Source organism: Paenibacillus lupini, assembly GCF_011761355.1.
Lineage (GTDB): Bacteria > Bacillota > Bacilli > Paenibacillales > Paenibacillaceae > Pristimantibacillus > Pristimantibacillus lupini.
Map to the genome: position 1 here is coordinate 172,954 of NZ_JAASRW010000003.1, position 15,578 is coordinate 188,531.

At 50.0% G+C, this 15,578-nt stretch carries 13 protein-coding genes; 9 read left to right on the forward strand and 4 right to left on the reverse strand.

The features are described from left to right. Positions 1–5: 5 nt before the first annotated feature. Positions 6–872 (reverse strand): helix-turn-helix domain-containing protein, encoded by an 867-nt coding sequence (locus FHS17_RS10400; RefSeq protein WP_167278351.1) that lies wholly within the window; start codon positions 870–872, stop codon positions 6–8. A 90-nt stretch (positions 873–962) separates the two neighbouring features. Between FHS17_RS10400 and FHS17_RS10405 the strand changes: the two genes are divergently transcribed. Then, the gene (locus FHS17_RS10405) at positions 963–2,069 is read left to right on the forward strand and encodes a Gfo/Idh/MocA family protein (protein ID WP_167278352.1); all 1,107 of its coding nucleotides are present in this window, start codon (positions 963–965) and stop codon (positions 2,067–2,069) included. 3 nt (positions 2,070–2,072) lie between these two features. Continuing rightward, positions 2,073–2,969 (forward strand): sugar phosphate isomerase/epimerase family protein, encoded by an 897-nt coding sequence (locus FHS17_RS10410; protein WP_208420321.1) that lies wholly within the window; start codon positions 2,073–2,075, stop codon positions 2,967–2,969. Positions 2,970–4,017: 1,048 nt separating this feature from the next. Here FHS17_RS10410 and FHS17_RS10415 read toward each other — a convergent pair. The 3 genes from FHS17_RS10415 to FHS17_RS10425 all read right to left on the reverse strand — a co-directional run bounded on the left by FHS17_RS10415 (position 4,018) and on the right by FHS17_RS10425 (position 5,916). Further along, positions 4,018–4,860, reverse strand: coding sequence for a 1,4-dihydroxy-6-naphtoate synthase (locus FHS17_RS10415; protein WP_167278353.1), 843 nt, complete (start codon positions 4,858–4,860; stop codon positions 4,018–4,020). Beyond that, entirely contained in the window at positions 4,857–5,519 is a 663-nt protein-coding gene (locus FHS17_RS10420; protein ID WP_167278354.1) for a futalosine hydrolase, read from the reverse strand. The genes FHS17_RS10415 and FHS17_RS10420 overlap by 4 nt, the downstream gene beginning before the upstream one ends. 181 nt (positions 5,520–5,700) lie before the next feature. Then, positions 5,701–5,916 carry a hypothetical protein gene (locus tag FHS17_RS10425; protein ID WP_167278355.1) on the reverse strand — a complete coding sequence of 72 codons (216 nt, stop codon included), beginning with the start codon at positions 5,914–5,916 and terminating at the stop codon, positions 5,701–5,703. 152 nt (positions 5,917–6,068) lie between these two features. Here FHS17_RS10425 and FHS17_RS10430 point away from each other — a divergent pair, with 152 nt between their 5' ends. The 7 genes from FHS17_RS10430 to FHS17_RS10460 all read left to right on the forward strand — a co-directional run bounded on the left by FHS17_RS10430 (position 6,069) and on the right by FHS17_RS10460 (position 15,562). Beyond that, on the forward strand, positions 6,069–7,139 hold the full coding sequence (locus FHS17_RS10430) for a lactonase family protein (RefSeq protein WP_167278356.1): 1,071 nt from the start codon (positions 6,069–6,071) through the stop codon (positions 7,137–7,139). 29 nt (positions 7,140–7,168) lie between these two features. Continuing rightward, on the forward strand, positions 7,169–8,098 hold the full coding sequence (locus FHS17_RS10435) for an aminoglycoside phosphotransferase family protein (protein ID WP_167278357.1): 930 nt from the start codon (positions 7,169–7,171) through the stop codon (positions 8,096–8,098). 261 nt (positions 8,099–8,359) lie between these two features. Continuing rightward, positions 8,360–8,902 (forward strand): TetR/AcrR family transcriptional regulator, encoded by a 543-nt coding sequence (locus FHS17_RS10440; RefSeq protein ID WP_167278358.1) that lies wholly within the window; start codon positions 8,360–8,362, stop codon positions 8,900–8,902. Between the two features lie 125 nt (positions 8,903–9,027). Further along, complete coding sequence (locus tag FHS17_RS10445; protein ID WP_167278359.1) at positions 9,028–10,455, forward strand: MFS transporter; 1,428 nt, start codon at positions 9,028–9,030, stop codon at positions 10,453–10,455. Positions 10,456–12,176: 1,721 nt separating this feature from the next. Further along, on the forward strand, positions 12,177–12,941 hold the full coding sequence (locus FHS17_RS10450; protein WP_167278360.1) for a YveK family protein: 765 nt from the start codon (positions 12,177–12,179) through the stop codon (positions 12,939–12,941). Continuing rightward, a complete protein-coding gene (locus FHS17_RS10455; protein ID WP_167278361.1) occupies positions 12,928–13,614 on the forward strand; it encodes a CpsD/CapB family tyrosine-protein kinase in 687 nt (228 codons plus the stop codon). Before FHS17_RS10450 ends, FHS17_RS10455 begins: the two co-directional genes overlap by 14 nt. Positions 13,615–13,729: 115 nt before the next feature. Continuing rightward, positions 13,730–15,562, forward strand: a complete 1,833-nt coding sequence (locus tag FHS17_RS10460; protein ID WP_167278362.1) for a polysaccharide biosynthesis protein — start codon at positions 13,730–13,732, stop codon at positions 15,560–15,562. The last annotated feature ends 16 nt before the right edge of the window (positions 15,563–15,578 follow it).

Sequence of the window (15,578 nt, forward strand, 5' to 3'; positions counted from 1 at the left end):
GGGAATCAGCGTACCGAGCGCATGTTTTTGCGGAAAAGCTGAGGCGCTTCACCGGTAATTTTTTTGAACAGCCGCGAAAAATAAAATACATCGCTGTAGCCAAGCGCTCCCGCGATTTCCTTAACCGTCTGCTCGGTATTGAGCAGGCGGTTTTTGGCTTCCGCCATCTTGAGGCGATGGACGTATTCATGCAGGGCGAAGCCCGTGTATTCGCTGACAGTACGGCGAAGTGTCGACAATGCCCAGTGATGGCGCTCTGCAAAAGCTGCAGCGTCGAATGGCTCATGCAGCGTAGCGGACAAGGCTTCTAACAGTGGGGCAAGCCTTGCTGATTTGCTCCCGGAAGGAGAAGCTTGGCAGAGCTGCACCCATTCGTAGACAAGTGATTCAAGCAGCAGGGAAGCACGGTCGGCGTTGGCGGGTGTACCACTTTCCATCAACGCGAAGATCCGGTCGATTCGGTTCTGCGACGAGGCATCCTCGCCCGGATGCATGACCGTATTCGGCTGAAATGGCCAATGGTCCAGCCATTCCTGCAATCTTGTTCCTTCAATTGTAAAATAGTACTCATCCCAAAAACCGTCTGGGTCCGGACCATAATCATAGTGGACACCAGGCTGGAACAAGAAGAGGCTGCCCGCTGTCACGCCTTGCGGTTCTCCATGGTTCACCCGATAGGTGCCAGATCCTCCTGCAATATAAACGATCGCCCAATGGGTGAAAACAGCCCCCTGCCGGTAATGAGTCCGGCCTGGCAAATAGCCTGCATTCCGAATGACGAGAGAACGAACGGACAGCTTGGCGGGATCAAGCGTCAAATCGACAACGCGGAGGGGCTTTGGACTGATCATATAATCCATGAATTGAGCCATGCTGTTCATTCCTCTCTTTTTAATCTCATGATAAATTGAACATAGATCTGATTGCAACTGATTATAGGAAACATGGAGGAGATGCGGGCAATGGCGAAATTAAAGGTTGGAGTTATTGGAGCAGGGTCAATATCGAGTTCACATTTGCATGCTTATTCGGTTCATTCTGAGGTGGAGCTTACAGCAATTGCTGATATGAACGGAGAACGTGCGCAGGAGAAGGCTGCAGCTTATGGCATCCCTCATGTTTATGATAACTATATAGAACTGCTGGCTAATCCGGATATTGATGCGGTAAGCATCTGTACTTGGAACAATAGTCATGCGGAAATTGCTGTAGCTGCGCTGCTCGCTGGCAAGCATGTGCTATGCGAAAAACCGCTTGCCCAAACCGTGGAACAAGCACTAACCGTACAGGAAGCGGTGAAGCGTTCCGGTAAAATGCTGCTTGTCGGCTTTGTACGCCGCTATGCCGATCAGGCACAGCTTGTGAAGCAATATGCAGAGAGCGGGCAGCTTGGAGAAATTTATTATGCGAAAGCATCCGCTATCCGCCGTCTTGGCAATCCTGGCGGGTGGTTCTCGGATGCCACGCGTTCGGGCGGCGGCCCGCTGATTGATATCGGAGTACATATGATTGATTTGTGCTGGTATCTGATGGGCAAGCCAAAGCCAGTCTCCGTGAGCGGGAATACGTACCGGAAGCTGGGCAACCGGTCGCATATTGAAGGTTTAAGCTTCTATAAGGCAGCGGACTACAATGCTTCGCTTAACGATGTCGAGGATATGGCCAATGCGCTGATCCGCTTCGAGAACGGTGCTTCGCTGTACGTGGATATCAGCTATACGCTGCATGCAGCGCAGAACGAGATGAGCAGCAAAATTTACGGAACCAAAGGCGGAGCGGAGCTTGATCCAAAGCTGGTGATCGTAACCGAGCAGTTCAACAAAATCGTGAATATCGAGCCGCAGTTGGATCATCTGGACTTCCAGTTCCAGGACAGCTTTAATCAGGAGATTGCGCATTTTGTAGATTGCTGCTTCGGAAAAGCCGAGCCAATCAGTCCGGTTGAGGATGGCGTTGAGCTGATGCGGATGCTGGAGGCGGTCTATCTGTCGGCGGAGCTTGGGGCAGAGATTATATTGGAATCAGATGCAGTGGTTGAAGTAGCAGCTGCGACGAAGGAGGGTGTATAAACGATGACGGATCTGGTGAGAACAAAGATTAGCAATCCAATCGGTGTTATTGTCGAGAGCTTCGGAATTGGTCTGCAAGAGGGTTTAAAGAAGGCAGTAGAGGTTGGCGCAGAAGGCGTACAGATCTACGCGGTCAGCGGCGAGACCGATCCTGCAAACTTATCGGCTTCGGCACGGCGTGAGCTGAAGGATCAGATTGATTCGCTCGGATTAACCATATCCGCCTTGTGCGGTGATCTTGGCGGGCATGGTTTTCAAGACGCGTCCGCGAATCCGGCTAAGATCGAGAAGTCGAAGCGTATTCTGGAGCTGGCGCTTGATCTTGGAACGAATATCGTGACTACACATATTGGCATTGTACCTGAGGATACAGAATCGGCGATTTATGCTGCGATGCAGAGCTCATGTGAAGAGCTGAGCAGCTATGCGAGCAGCATGGGGGCGTATTTTGCAATCGAAACAGGACCAGAGCCTGCTGCACGATTGAAGTCATTCCTCGATTCATTATCGACAAACGGCGTGTCGGTCAATTTTGACCCGGCGAATATGGTGATGGTAACGGGAGATGATCCGGTCCAAGGTGTGTATCTGCTGAAGGATTACATCGTGCATACCCATGCGAAGGATGGGCTGAAGCTGGCGGCTGAAGTGGATCCTCGTCAGGTGTACGGCTACTTGGGTTATAACAAGATGGACCATAATGTGATCGCCGATATGGTAACGGACGGGGCTTTGTTCCGTGAAGTGCCGCTTGGCGAAGGCAGTGTTCCTTTTGACCGTTACTTGAAGGCGCTTCAGGATATCGGGTTCAACGGCTATTTGACGATTGAGCGCGAGGTAGGGCAGCAGCCGGAAGAGGATATCCGTAAGGCAGTTCAGTTCCTGCGGGCTTTTCGCTAGAGACAAAGCCTGAGTGGTCACAAGGTAGCATGTCTTGATATGACGCTCACTATGCCCATAGTTGGCAGATTTCAGTGAAAACCGTTGCAAAATGTTAATATTTACGCCGTATACAACCCCCTATTGTCCGTTAATATAGAGGTAATAGCGAGAAGGGGGTAGTTACAGATGAACGTTCCTGTTGGAGTATGGATTTTTGCCGGCATCATCGTTGTTTTGCTCACCTGGATGACCCTTTGGGTCACAAAGAAAGCATATTCGAAAAAATGGGACGACTCCGACGTCTAGTCAGATCGCACTATTATAAATAAGGGCTGCCTGAAGTGAACATAGTTCACTGGGGCAGCTCTTTTTCGTTGTTGGGGCGGCGGGCTTAGCGATACGGCGCATCGTTAAGGAGTGGAAAAGCAGGTAGGGAGAGGGCTATACGATGTGCGACATCGTTAAGGTGGACGAAAACGTGCGAAAGTGGCTTAAAAGTAGCTGGTTAGTTGGGCTAAACGATGTGCGACATCGTTAAGGAGTGGAAAAGGCAGGTTGGGGAGAGCTATACGATGTGGGACATCGTTAAGGTGGACGAAAACGTGCGAAAGTGGTCTGAAAGTAGCTGGCTAGTTGGGCTAAACGATGTGCGACATCGTTAAGGAGCGGAAAAGGCAGGTAGGGAGAGAGCTATACGATGCGGAACATCGTTAAGGTAGGCGGAAACTTGCGAAAGTGGTCTGAAAGTAGCTGGTAAGTTGGGCTAAACGATGTGGGATATCGTTAAGGGTAGTACGGGTGGAGGCGGAGTATGATCAACCTGTAAAAGTACATGTAAATACACTGCATTGGTGCTCGTATGGTTAATGTGATGCGAAAATGCAGGTAATTTTACTGTCACTGCACCAATTAGCTTCGTTCCCTGCATTTTATCTGCACTTTTGCATCAGGATGTTTAAAATTAGGTTCTATCAGCGGATTAAGTTGCACTTTAGCAGTAGAAATCAAAAGAAAAGGGCTACCCCTAAGCCTGTAGCTTAGCGAGCTGCCCTTTAGATATTTCCTATTAACCCTTGAACTCGAGCAGAGATGGGTCGAAGGCAGGAACGAGGCCTTCTTCGGCTGCACGGGTGAGCAGGGAAGTGATTGCGGCATAACCGCTGCTGCCGAGGTTGCCGGTGAAGTCGTTCACATACAGGTTAATGTGCTGCTGGGCAACGGACGGGTCCATTTCCTGCGCATGCTGCATCACATATTCCTTCGACGCTTCCGGATGCTTCCAGGCATACTCGACGGATTGCTCGATCCAGCTCGAGATGGATGCCAGATCCAGCGATCGGCGGGCGATAATGGCACCAAGCGGGATCGGCAGTCCGGTATCAGACTCCCACCAGCTGCCGAGATCAACCAGCATGGACAAGTCATAGTTCTGGTAAGTGAAGCGTGCTTCATGAATGACAAGCCCCGCATCAATCTTGCCATCGCGTACAGCAGGCATGATCTCATGGAATGGCATAACGATAATTTCGCCTACGCCGCCGGGCACATTTTGAGCGGCCCATAGACGGAACAGCAGATAAGCAGTCGAACGCTCACTTGGTACGGCTACCTTTTTACCGTTTAAAGTAGACGGATCTTCAAGCTTCTCCTTCGTCAGGACAAGCGGGCCGCAGCCTCGGCCAAGTGCACCGCCGCATGGCAAAAGAGCATAATCTTTGAGCACCCATGGCAGAGCAGCGTAGGAGATTTTGAGCACATCCAGATCACTGTCGCCGCTGGCAGCCAGGTTGTTTGTAATGTCGATATCAGCATATGTCACTTCAAATTCCGGCGCGCCGGGAATCAGTCCATGCGTCAAGGCATGGAACACAAACGTGTCATTGGGACACGGGGAAAAAGCAATTTTCATTCGATAACCTCCCGTAATACGGAGCTTGCAGCTTCAAGAGACTGCAGAGCGTCCTTGATCCGCCAAGCGCTGCGGTCACGCGGGCCAACCGGATTTGAGATGGCACGAAGCTCCAGCACTGGAAGACCAGCACGGCGGGCAGCAGCGGCAACACCAAAGCCTTCCATCGCTTCCGCGGCAGCACCAGAAATACGCTCGGTGAGCGCAGCAGCTGTCTCGGCTGATCCGGTTACTGTAGACAAAGTAAGGACTGGGCCTAGTGTTGTTTGTAACCCGGCAGCTTGAAGCGCCGATGTTAAGCGCTCAGCAAGCGCTACATCTACCTCAATAACAGCGGAGCCAAATCCAAGCTTGTCCACGCTGTGGAAGCCTTCCGGTGTTTCAGCACCAAGATCGGCGGCGATAATCGTATTTGAGACGACAAGCGAACCAACCAAGGCACGCTCCTTGAATCCACCGGCGATACCGGCGGAAATTACAAGGCGATAAGCACCGGGACCTGCTAGTGCAAGCACCGTTGCTGTGCTGACAGCCGCTTCAACCGGGCCAACACCTGCTTCCATCACCTCGAAGCGGCTGTCTCCTTGTAGACCGCGCAGGACGGCATCTCGTTCAACCGCTACTGCGGTCATGACGAGTATTTTTCCATTTTCGCTCATGCTGCAAACTCCTTTAATAATGAAACGCGTCGCCAAAGTTCGACGAAACATTTCACATTGGCGATAAAATCTACCTCGTAACGCGGTCGCTCATCTGCGGATAAGCTTCAATAATGATTTTCTCACTACTAAAGTAATTATAGACCTCTTAGAAGGCTGTTGTCATTTTTTCGAACGGCTGTTATCGCTTGCGAACCTCAAAAAACTCGCATTCCTGCCTGGTGTAGTAGACGAGGTCGCTTACGCTGGACTGGATCACAACGATGTTGTCGTCGAATCGGACCACGGAGCCGCCGCTGTTCACAATATAATCATCCTTAAAGACGCGTACCGGATATTGCCGTTTAACGGCCTCTTCGAAGTCCGGATCGGTAAACAATTTACGGTTCATAGCCACTATTCTTTTCTCCCCTTTCGTGCTTAATGAATTCGTTAAAAACAGTGTAGGCTTAAATGAGGCCGTTGTCCATGCGGAGCACAGAGCTTGGTTTATGTATCCTAAGAGGGTACAATATAGAGAGCATTTATAGAAGCGGGAGGAAATAATTCATGACCTTACATAATGAAAAACTTACTGTATTTATCGGATCTTACGCAGAAGCTTCGGCCAGCGGCGTGTACCGGTATGAATTTGATACGACGGAAGGGACGCTTACGCTGCTGAATCAAGCATCGGGTCTGAAGAACCCAACGTTCCTTAATGTAGACGTAGCTAACCGCAGACTATACGCGATCGCAGAAGGTGTGGACGCTGAAGGGGCGAAGGTTGGTGATAGCGTTGCTTTTTCGATCGAGGGAAGTGGACTTACTGAGTTAAACCGGAAGCTTGCGATTACAGCACCTTCCTGCCATATTCAACGTGATGCGAACAGCGAATTTGTGCTGCTCTGCAGTTACCATGGAGGCCGGATCAGCCTTGTTTCCTTGACGAAAAATGGTGAGATCGGCGAGCTTCTCGACATCCAGCAGCATGAAGGAACTGGCCCGCATCCGAACCAAAATCAGCCGCATCCACATAGCACGAATTTCAGCCCGGACGGTAAATATATTTTTGTGCCGGATCTTGGCATTGACCGGATTGTGGCTTACACCCTGGATAAAGAAAACTGCAAGCTGGTTCGCCATGGCGAGACCGTTGTGCATCCTGGCGCAGGCCCGCGTCATATGACGTTCCATCCGAACGGTCAGTTTGCTTTTGTCATTAACGAGCTGGACTCGACAATCATTGCTTACCGTTACGATGCGGAAAAGGGTGCCCTGGAAACGCTGCAGACGGTATCCACTTTGCCTGAGGGTTATACGGAAGCGAATGGCTGCGCAGAAATCGCGATTTCAGAGGATGGTCGTTTCTTGTACGGCTCTAACCGTGGTCACGATAGCCTTGTTGTTTTTGCGGTTGATGGGGAAAGCGGTCAGCTTACACTGGTTGGACATGTGTCGACGGAAGGCAAACATCCACGTCATTTTGCGCTGGTACCAGGTGGTCAATTTGCGATTACGGTGAACAAGGATACGAATAATGCTGCGGTGTTCCGTATTGCGGAGTCGGGTATGCCGGTATATACGGGTTATTCGATCGAGATCGCTGGGCCGGTGTGCGTCATTCCTGTTCAGCTTTAATATTGCGTGCGTAGGGGGAGAGGTCGGTTATGCAGATTCCTGAGCATTTGAGCGAGACGATTAAATCCGTTCATGGCGAAAAAGGCGAGCTGTGGCTGGCAGATTTCGATCAGCTTTTGCTTCAATGTGAAGAGCAGTGGGGGATGACGGTAGAGCTGCCGTCTCCCTTTACGTTATCGTTTAATTTTGTAGCTCCGGGTGTGCTCCGGGATGGGACGGCTGCCGTGCTGAAGCTTTGCGTGCCCTGCCGGGAATTCCGTACGGAGCTTGCGGCGCTGCGATTATATGATGGCCGCGGCGCGGTGCGTGTGCTGGCCGCGGATGAGGAGCGGGGCGCGCTATTGATTGAGCGCGTGAGCCCGGGTATGATGCTGGCGGAGTCGGAGCTTGGTGACGACGACAGGACATTGGCGGCCGCCGAGGTGATGCGGCGGATTTATGTTCCTGCGCCGGACGGGGGAGAATTCCCGTCCGTAGCGGACTGGGCCGCGGGCCTTGGCCGGCTGCGTCAGCGGCATGGCGGCGGCACGGGGCCGTTGCCGGAGCGCGTGGTCAGCCGCGCGGAGGCAGTGTTTGATCGGCTGCTCGGAGAGCGCAGCCGGATGCAGTTGCTGCTCCATGGTGACTTGCACCATGGGAATATTTTGTCTTCGGGAGATGGGCAGCCGGGATGGCTGGCTATTGACCCGAAGGGTGTGGTTGGAGAGGCGGAATACGGAACGATTCCGCTGCTCTTGAACCAGCTGCCGCCGAAGGGGCAGCTGGATGTGATTCGGCGCCGCGTAGAGCTATTATGCGGCGCGCTTGGTCTTGACCACGCCAGGTTACTGGCGTGGGGGTTCGCCCATGCGGTGCTGTCAGCCGCATGGTGCGATGAAGACGGCGTCGGCGATATCGACGGCACACTGAAAGTAGCGTACTGGTTCGAAGAGCTGCTCGCTGAGTTGCCAACTAGCTAACCCCACGGCAAACCTCGAGCAAATAAGACGGAAAAACCGTACTACAGGCGGGAAACGAGTAGTCTAGGCGGCGCATCGAGTCCAATAAGTCGATTAACCCGTACTACAGTGGTAGGCCGAGCAGTTTACATACAACGCGATAACCTAAAGCCGACCTCGCGTCGGCTTTTTTTCAATCCAAATAAAAATTCCGCATGGAAGTAGTTGACATTTCCAGTAAAATAGATTAATTTATTGATAAATAAATAAACGAGGTAGCCTATGACGCCAAGAGAAAAAGACTTCACTGCTATATCGAACCGAAAAGATCAGATCCTGGATGCTGCCGCTTCACTGTTTGCAAACAATGGATTTTATAAGACGACAACGGCTATGGTAGCTGCAGAGGTAGGGGTGACCCAGCCTTATGTGTTCCACTTCTTCAAGACGAAGGAAGAGTTATACCTCGCCGTACTCGAGAGAGCACAGAGCCGGCTTATGCATGCTTTTTCTACGGTTGACGCTCCGCCGGAAAGACTTGCTTATATGATGGGCAATGCATTTAACGAGCTGATGGCAACACACCGCGATGAGATTCTGTTATGTATGCAGTCGTTTGCGACACCTGAGCCGAATATTCGGGAGATCGTGAAAGACAAATTTGCTGAAATTCATACGGTTGTCGCCGAACGCTTCGAACGTGCCGGTCTGCCAAATCCGAGCGCGCAGGCTTCATCCTTTATTGCATGTGGAATGGTCATTACGATGTCCGAAGTCCTGCAGCTTCCTGTACTAGGACAGCTTGGGCAAACAGGAATGCAGTAACACGCTGTGCACGGATTCTCACCTCTAGACGCGGTCGCATATTTTCGATAGACCACGGTAGAGGTTTTTTTACTGGATTCATTTATTTATCAATAAATAAAGTTCCAATAAAAGGAGAAATTCACATGCTATCTACTGGTTCACGGGTTAGGCTGCTTGTTGTCACTTGTATTGCCCTGTTTATGGCGATGCTCGATAATCTGGTTATTGGGGTGGCGCTGCCATCCATCCAGGAAGATTTTCACGCGGGTATGTCCGATCTGCAATGGTTTCTCAATGCCTACACCTTAGCTTTTGCCGTACTGCTCATTCCGTTTAGTGTGCTGGGGGATCGATTTGGCCGTAAAAAAATGTTCCTGCTCGGCGTCGTCCTATTCACCTTAGGCTCGCTTGCTTCCGCGCTTAGTACCAGCTCAATTGAGCTTTCGCTGTCACGGGCTTTGCAGGGTATTGGCAGTGCGGCGATCATCCCGCTTAGCTTGACGCTGGTGAATGCAGCTTTTCCTCCTGAAAAACGTGCCGCGGCTATCGGCCTATGGTCCGGCATATCCGGACTAGGGCTGTCCATTGGTCCTTTGGTCGGCGGTATTATTGTAAACGGAGCGCCTTGGCAGATGATCTTCTGGATTAACGTGCCGATTGGGATCGTTGCGATAATTTTCGGAGCATTTTGGTTGACGGAATCGAAGGGAGAGCGCAAGCCTTTGGACCTGCCGGGTATTGTACTGCTGGGCACTTCCTTGTTTGGCATTGTATTCGGATTAATGCGCGGCAACTCGGAAGGCTGGGGAACAATTGATGTGTGGGGATCGATGGCAGGCGGGGCAGTCCTGTTGCTGGCGTTCTACCTATGGGAGCGCAGCCGGAAGCAGCCGTTCGTGCAATTCAAGTATTTCCGTAATCGGTCGTACAGCGCCTATTTGTCGGCTGGCTTTTGGATGAACGCGGGGATCTTTGGTGCGATCTTCCTACTAACGTTGTTCCTGCAGCAAGCTCAAGGTTATTCAGCTCTTGGAGCAGGTGTAAGGGAAATGGCATGGACCGTATGTACGATGATTTGTGCACCGGTTGCGGGTCTATTAGTCGGACGTTATGGTACCAAACGAATCCTACTCTTTGGACTATTGCTGCAGATAGCTGCGATGGTCTATATTGCAGTGCTTATTATCAATCAAGGCGCAGTCATCCCGTTTGCCATTCTAGTCCCGGCAATGGTTGCGGCAGGCGCAGGTATGGGCTTCAGCTTTACGCCGCTTTCCCACGGTATTCTTACATCTGTTCCGGAAAATGCGGCAGGTGAAGCAAGTGGCTTAAGCAATGCGTCGCGTGAGCTTGGCGGTGTGTTTGGCGTAGCGATTAGTGGTCTTGTCTTTGAGAGTGGCGGAGCAATCACTTCTCCGGAAGCTTTTGGTGACCATCTTGTTCCTGCACTATTCGTGCTGGCTGGTATGCTGGCTTTGGGCTTCTTGTCGGTTGCTATCCTAATTAGAGGAAAACATAAGTCCTCCTCAAAGGAATCTACGACCAACGTTCGAGTCGAAACTAGCAATTAATATTTTGTATTTCGAAAGAAGCCTAGTCAGGTCCAATTGGATCTGACTAGGCTTCTTTCGTATGTTGGATTTCCTCCAGTGAAACAAAACCCAAACCGATCGTCTTACCCTCTAGACTGGATTTCCTCCAATATAAACTCCATTCTGGCGCATCTCGAAAGTATTTTGATTCAATTCTACTGGATGAAATCCAGTCTAGCTTCAGGAGAACGTCCCAGAGAGTAAATATAGTGTACAAAATCCAACGTAGCGCGCTAGTTTGGTGAATTGCGGGAGAAGTCAGTGAAAGAGCAGATAGTAGTAGGGATATATGACGAGTTGGATAGGTGATAGGAAAGTTGCCTGGAGTGTGAATAGCGCTAGTTAGGTGAATTGCGGGAGAAGTAGGCGAAAGAGCAGATAGTAGTAGGGATATATGATGAGTTGGATTGGTGAGAGGGCAAATACTTGGAGTGTGAATAGTGTTAGTTGGGTGTTATGTGGGAGAAGTCGGTGAAAGGCAGATAGTAGTAGGGATATATGATGAGTTGGATAGGTGAGAGGGCAGATACTTGGAGTGTTAATAGCGCTAGTTAAGTGATATGCGGGAGAAGTCGGTGAAAGGGCAGATAGTAGTTGAAATATATGACGGGTTTAATGAGTGAGTAGGCAGGTGGTTGAAATTCGATTGAGGTAGGTGAAAGGGACAAATGGGAGTGGGAATAGATAACGGAATGGATGGGTAAAGAGGCAGGTATTTGGAATGTGAGAGAGGTAGGTGAAAAGGCAGATAGTTCGAATATAAGAACGTTTGGTGGTCGGAATTAGCGCTCCGATGGAGGATATAACGGGGTTGATAACGGAGAAAAGAAAGCGGTTGAATGCTATGACAAATGGATCAAATCGCACTAAAACGGCTGGTGATTGAGTGAGAAAAGCATCCAAACGAGTGAGAATGAGCGCGAAAGCATGATGATTGTTATCACAAAACCCATCCTACAGGCGGCCTAGGGGACCCCCAAAATGGGTTGCTGCTGCGCTCAAACCAATTGTCCAATGTCCTACCGCTGGACTAGGTTATTTACAATTAGTTCAAAGGAGATGGCAAGCAACTAGCGTAATAACGGTATTTTTCAATCACTAGTATCCTTTATGATGAAAAACGACATCAAATGTTCATGAATTGCCATTGCTCAAGCCATCATTTACTGCTTGATTCTGCCTAATCAGGGTCAATAGACTATAAAATAAGGACAAACCTAGGCCAACTGGCAGGAAATCGGGAGGGTTGTCCTTTATGAGAATACTCTTATCATTTTTGACCTACCGGGCAATATCCCGATTCTGCTACTGTCTGTGGCAAAAGTCCTTGCATTCTACTCGGCATTAACCTCCCCACACATTATTTCCTCCTGCTTCCATATTCCGCAGAGCCCGCTGTTATGCGGAAAATCACGATTTTTGCAAAATCCTGACTCTATGCCAATGGATGTGTTTTAGATACCTAGAAATACATCGATTTTGATCGAATAATACATGAATTTACTGGAAATAATTCTCTCTTTTACATTAATTCATGATGAGAAATATGAAAAGCTAGGAAATTCAGCATGCAATAGTAATCAAAAAATGATAACAGCCGCCTAATTGAAAATATTACCTTCTTCCCTCATTGTCAGGGGGACCCTTGTGACATAATCAAAGTCGAATGTTGATGGAAAGGGATGGAGGTTATTGTCGTTTTGAGCAGCCAATTGGATTTAAAGGAAATAGTGTGGCTCGTTCGGAAAAAGCTTTGGCTCGTCATTATCGTGACCCTTATTGGTGCGACAGCGGCGGGAGCCTATAGTGCATGGGTGATGAAGCCTGTCTATCAAGCCTATACGAAACTGATCGTCAACTCGACAGCGGGTCAGGCGGGATCGTTCAAGCTGGATCTGAATATGATCAACACAAATTTAAGCTTAATTAATACGTACAAGGAAATTATTCGTACCCCGGCCATTATGGATCTGGTGGTACAGAAACATCCTGAGCTCGAGCTGACGACGGATCAGCTTATGCATAATATCCGGTTCAGCTCGGTAAATGGAACGCAGGTCGTTACCATTTCTTATTTGGACACGGACTACAAAAGAGCAGCACAAGTGGTTAATTCAGTCTCCTATGTATTTCAACAGCAAATTCCACTCATTATGAAGGTCGACAACGTGTACATCCTTCATACAGCAGACCTCGATGATCAGCCTGTGAAGGTAAAGCCGGATACGAAGCTGAACACGGCAATCGGTTTTGTCGCAGCATTCCTACTCTCGATTACACTTGTTCTGGCCCTTAACTATTTCGATGATACGATCCGCACGGAAGCGGATGTGGAACGGTATCTTGGCCTTCCTACGCTGGCAGCCATACCGAATATTAAGCAAGGCGATCTGAAGCCGAAGACACTCTCTATAAGTAAGACGACGAGTACAGGGAAGGACGGTGAGAAGAATGTCACGCAGTGATCTTAAACTTCGCCCGGTTGTAGCCGACGCAAATCCGACTTCTCCGATCTCAGAAGCGTACCGAACCTTACGTACGAATCTGCAATATGCCGAGACGGACCGTCCGCTGCAGCTGCTTATGGTGACTTCGGCGGGACCAAAGGAAGGCAAATCAACAACGATTATGAATTTGGCGGTTACTTATGCTCAGATGGAAAAGCGGACGATTCTCGTTGACGCGGACCTTCGAAAGCCAACAGCCCATTTCACTTTTGGTCTAACTAATCGAACGGGACTGTCGCATGTCCTGTCCGGACAGGCAGATCTGAGAGAAGTGGTAAAGGAAAGTCGTATTCCGGGGCTTGATGTGATGACCTCCGGACCGATTCCGCCAAATCCTTCGGAGCTGTTAGGTTCATCTCGAATGGATGCGCTGCTTGATCAGCTTCGTGAGCAGTACGATATCGTCTTGATCGATACGCCGCCAGTGCTTGCAGTTGCGGATGCGCAGGTTGTGTCCTCGAAAAGTGACGGTGTGCTGCTTGTCGTGAATGCTCGTACTGGTAAAAGACAGCATGCAATCAAAGCACGGAATGCACTGCAATTCGTGCAGGCAAGAATCGTTGGTATTGCCCTCAATCAAACCGCTCACCGCGATGCGGGTCCTTATTACGAATACGTAGATCGGACGTGAGACGACCCCAATCTAAAGCGGTATAAACCTGTTTAGAACAAGTTGATGCTTACGAAGCAAGAATTGCTTTACGAAGCAAGAATTGCCTCACAAATTTTTTAAGGAGGAATTCATTGTGCTGGCTCATTATCGGACAAAAGTCATTGTAGCGGGGGATTTGGCAGCTATGCTTGTCAGCTTCGCTATAGCGTATGCGCTTGAACCATCAGCTCCGCAAGGCGGGGCTATTGCCTGGCTGGCTTATGCAGCTTTAGCAGCAGTCGTCGGGTTCTGGAGGCTTCATCGGATGCGGCTTCACCGCCGGATCTGGCAATATACTGGCATCTCCGACATGCTCTGCCTGCTGCAGGTCGCACTGGCTGCGGCTGTTATCCCTTTTGCGGCTTGGTGGGTGATGCAAGGTGAAGCACATACGCTCTTGATGCTGCATCACGCAGCAGGCATCTTCTTGCTTATGGCTGGCCCGCGCCTTACCTGGCGTATTTTCTGCGATAAATACAGTGTAAGTAAGCCCGCTGTTGATAGCCGCCGCGCCTTGATCATTGGTGCAGGCAGCTGCGGTACGCTGATCGCGAAGGAAATGCAGCAGAACGACGGAGTTAGCGTAACGCCGGTAGGTTTTATTGATGACGACCCTTATAAGCACCTGATGGATGTCCTTGGTCTACCTGTTCTAGGCAACCGCCGGGAGATTGCTTGTGTCGTGGAATCACACCATATTGACGAGATTATTATCGCGATGCCGTCGGTATCGAAGTCACAAATCTCTGAGCTTGTTAACCTTTGCAAAACAACGAAAGCCAAGCTGAAGATCGTTCCGGATCTGCAGGATATGATTGATAACCGTGGTGCGGCAGGCCGTATGCGTGATGTCAGCGTTGAAGACCTGCTCGGGCGTGACCCGATCCGAACGGATCTCGAGCATATTGCTGGTTATGTTCAAAATAAAGTGGTTCTCGTAACAGGTGCGGGTGGTTCAATCGGCTCCGAGCTTTGCCGCCAGATCGCTCCTTTCGCACCAAGCAAGCTGCTGCTTCTTGGTCACGGCGAGAACAGTATTTATACGATTGAGATGGAAATGCGCAGTCTTTTCCCTCACTTGCCGATCGAAACAGTGATTGCGGATGTTCAGGACCGGACGCGTATCGATAGTGTATTTGCTAAATTCAAGCCGCAGGTTGTCTTCCATGCCGCAGCCCATAAGCATGTGCCGCTGATGGAGCGTAACCCTGCAGAAGCGATTAAAAACAACGTATTTGGTACCAAAAATGTAGCCGAATGCGCAGATGCATATGGAGCAGAGCGTTTCGTGCTCATCTCCACAGATAAAGCCGTTAACCCAACAAGCGTTATGGGAACAACGAAACGGATTGCCGAGATGTTCATTCAAAGTCTCGACATGCACAGTAATACGAAGTTTGTAGCGGTGCGATTCGGCAACGTGCTTGGCAGCCGCGGCAGCGTTATTCCGCGGTTCAAGGAGCAAATTGTGAAGGGTGGTCCGGTGACGGTTACGCATCCAGAGATGGTGCGGTATTTCATGACAATTCCGGAAGCCGTTCAGCTTGTTATCCAAGCAGGCTCATTCGCCAAAGGCGGAGAGGTATTCATTCTCGATATGGGTAAACCAGTTAAAATTTACGATCTGGCTGTTGACCTGATCCGCTTATCCGGCTACGAGCCGCATGTCGACATCGACATTACGTTCTCTGGTATGCGAGAAGGCGAGAAGCTGTACGAAGAGCTGCTGACAAATGAAGAAGGCCTTACTTCAACGATACACAATCGAATCTTCATCGGCAGACCTGTACAGCTCAACCGTAAAGATCTTGATTTCGAAATTCGCAAGATGGAAAAGGTGCTTGGACAGCATCCGGATGATATCCGTGCGGTTCTGCAGCATCTGGTGCCAACTTACCGGAACGGCGGCGCGACAGCTGCTGGTTAATGATTAAGTTAAGCAA

Excerpts from the sequence above, each read along its gene's own strand:
- FHS17_RS10400 (WP_167278351.1), bottom strand. The coding sequence starts at position 872 with ATGGCTCAATTCATGGATTATATGATCAGTCCAAAGCCCCTCCGCGTT.
- FHS17_RS10405 (WP_167278352.1), top strand. The coding sequence starts at position 963 with ATGGCGAAATTAAAGGTTGGAGTTATTGGAGCAGGGTCAATATCGAGT.
- FHS17_RS10410 (WP_208420321.1), top strand. The coding sequence starts at position 2,073 with ATGACGGATCTGGTGAGAACAAAGATTAGCAATCCAATCGGTGTTATT.
- FHS17_RS10415 (WP_167278353.1), bottom strand. The coding sequence starts at position 4,860 with ATGAAAATTGCTTTTTCCCCGTGTCCCAATGACACGTTTGTGTTCCAT.
- FHS17_RS10420 (WP_167278354.1), bottom strand. The coding sequence starts at position 5,519 with ATGAGCGAAAATGGAAAAATACTCGTCATGACCGCAGTAGCGGTTGAA.
- FHS17_RS10430 (WP_167278356.1), top strand. The coding sequence starts at position 6,069 with ATGACCTTACATAATGAAAAACTTACTGTATTTATCGGATCTTACGCA.
- FHS17_RS10435 (WP_167278357.1), top strand. The coding sequence starts at position 7,169 with ATGCAGATTCCTGAGCATTTGAGCGAGACGATTAAATCCGTTCATGGC.
- FHS17_RS10440 (WP_167278358.1), top strand. The coding sequence starts at position 8,360 with ATGACGCCAAGAGAAAAAGACTTCACTGCTATATCGAACCGAAAAGAT.
- FHS17_RS10445 (WP_167278359.1), top strand. The coding sequence starts at position 9,028 with ATGCTATCTACTGGTTCACGGGTTAGGCTGCTTGTTGTCACTTGTATT.
- FHS17_RS10455 (WP_167278361.1), top strand. The coding sequence starts at position 12,928 with ATGTCACGCAGTGATCTTAAACTTCGCCCGGTTGTAGCCGACGCAAAT.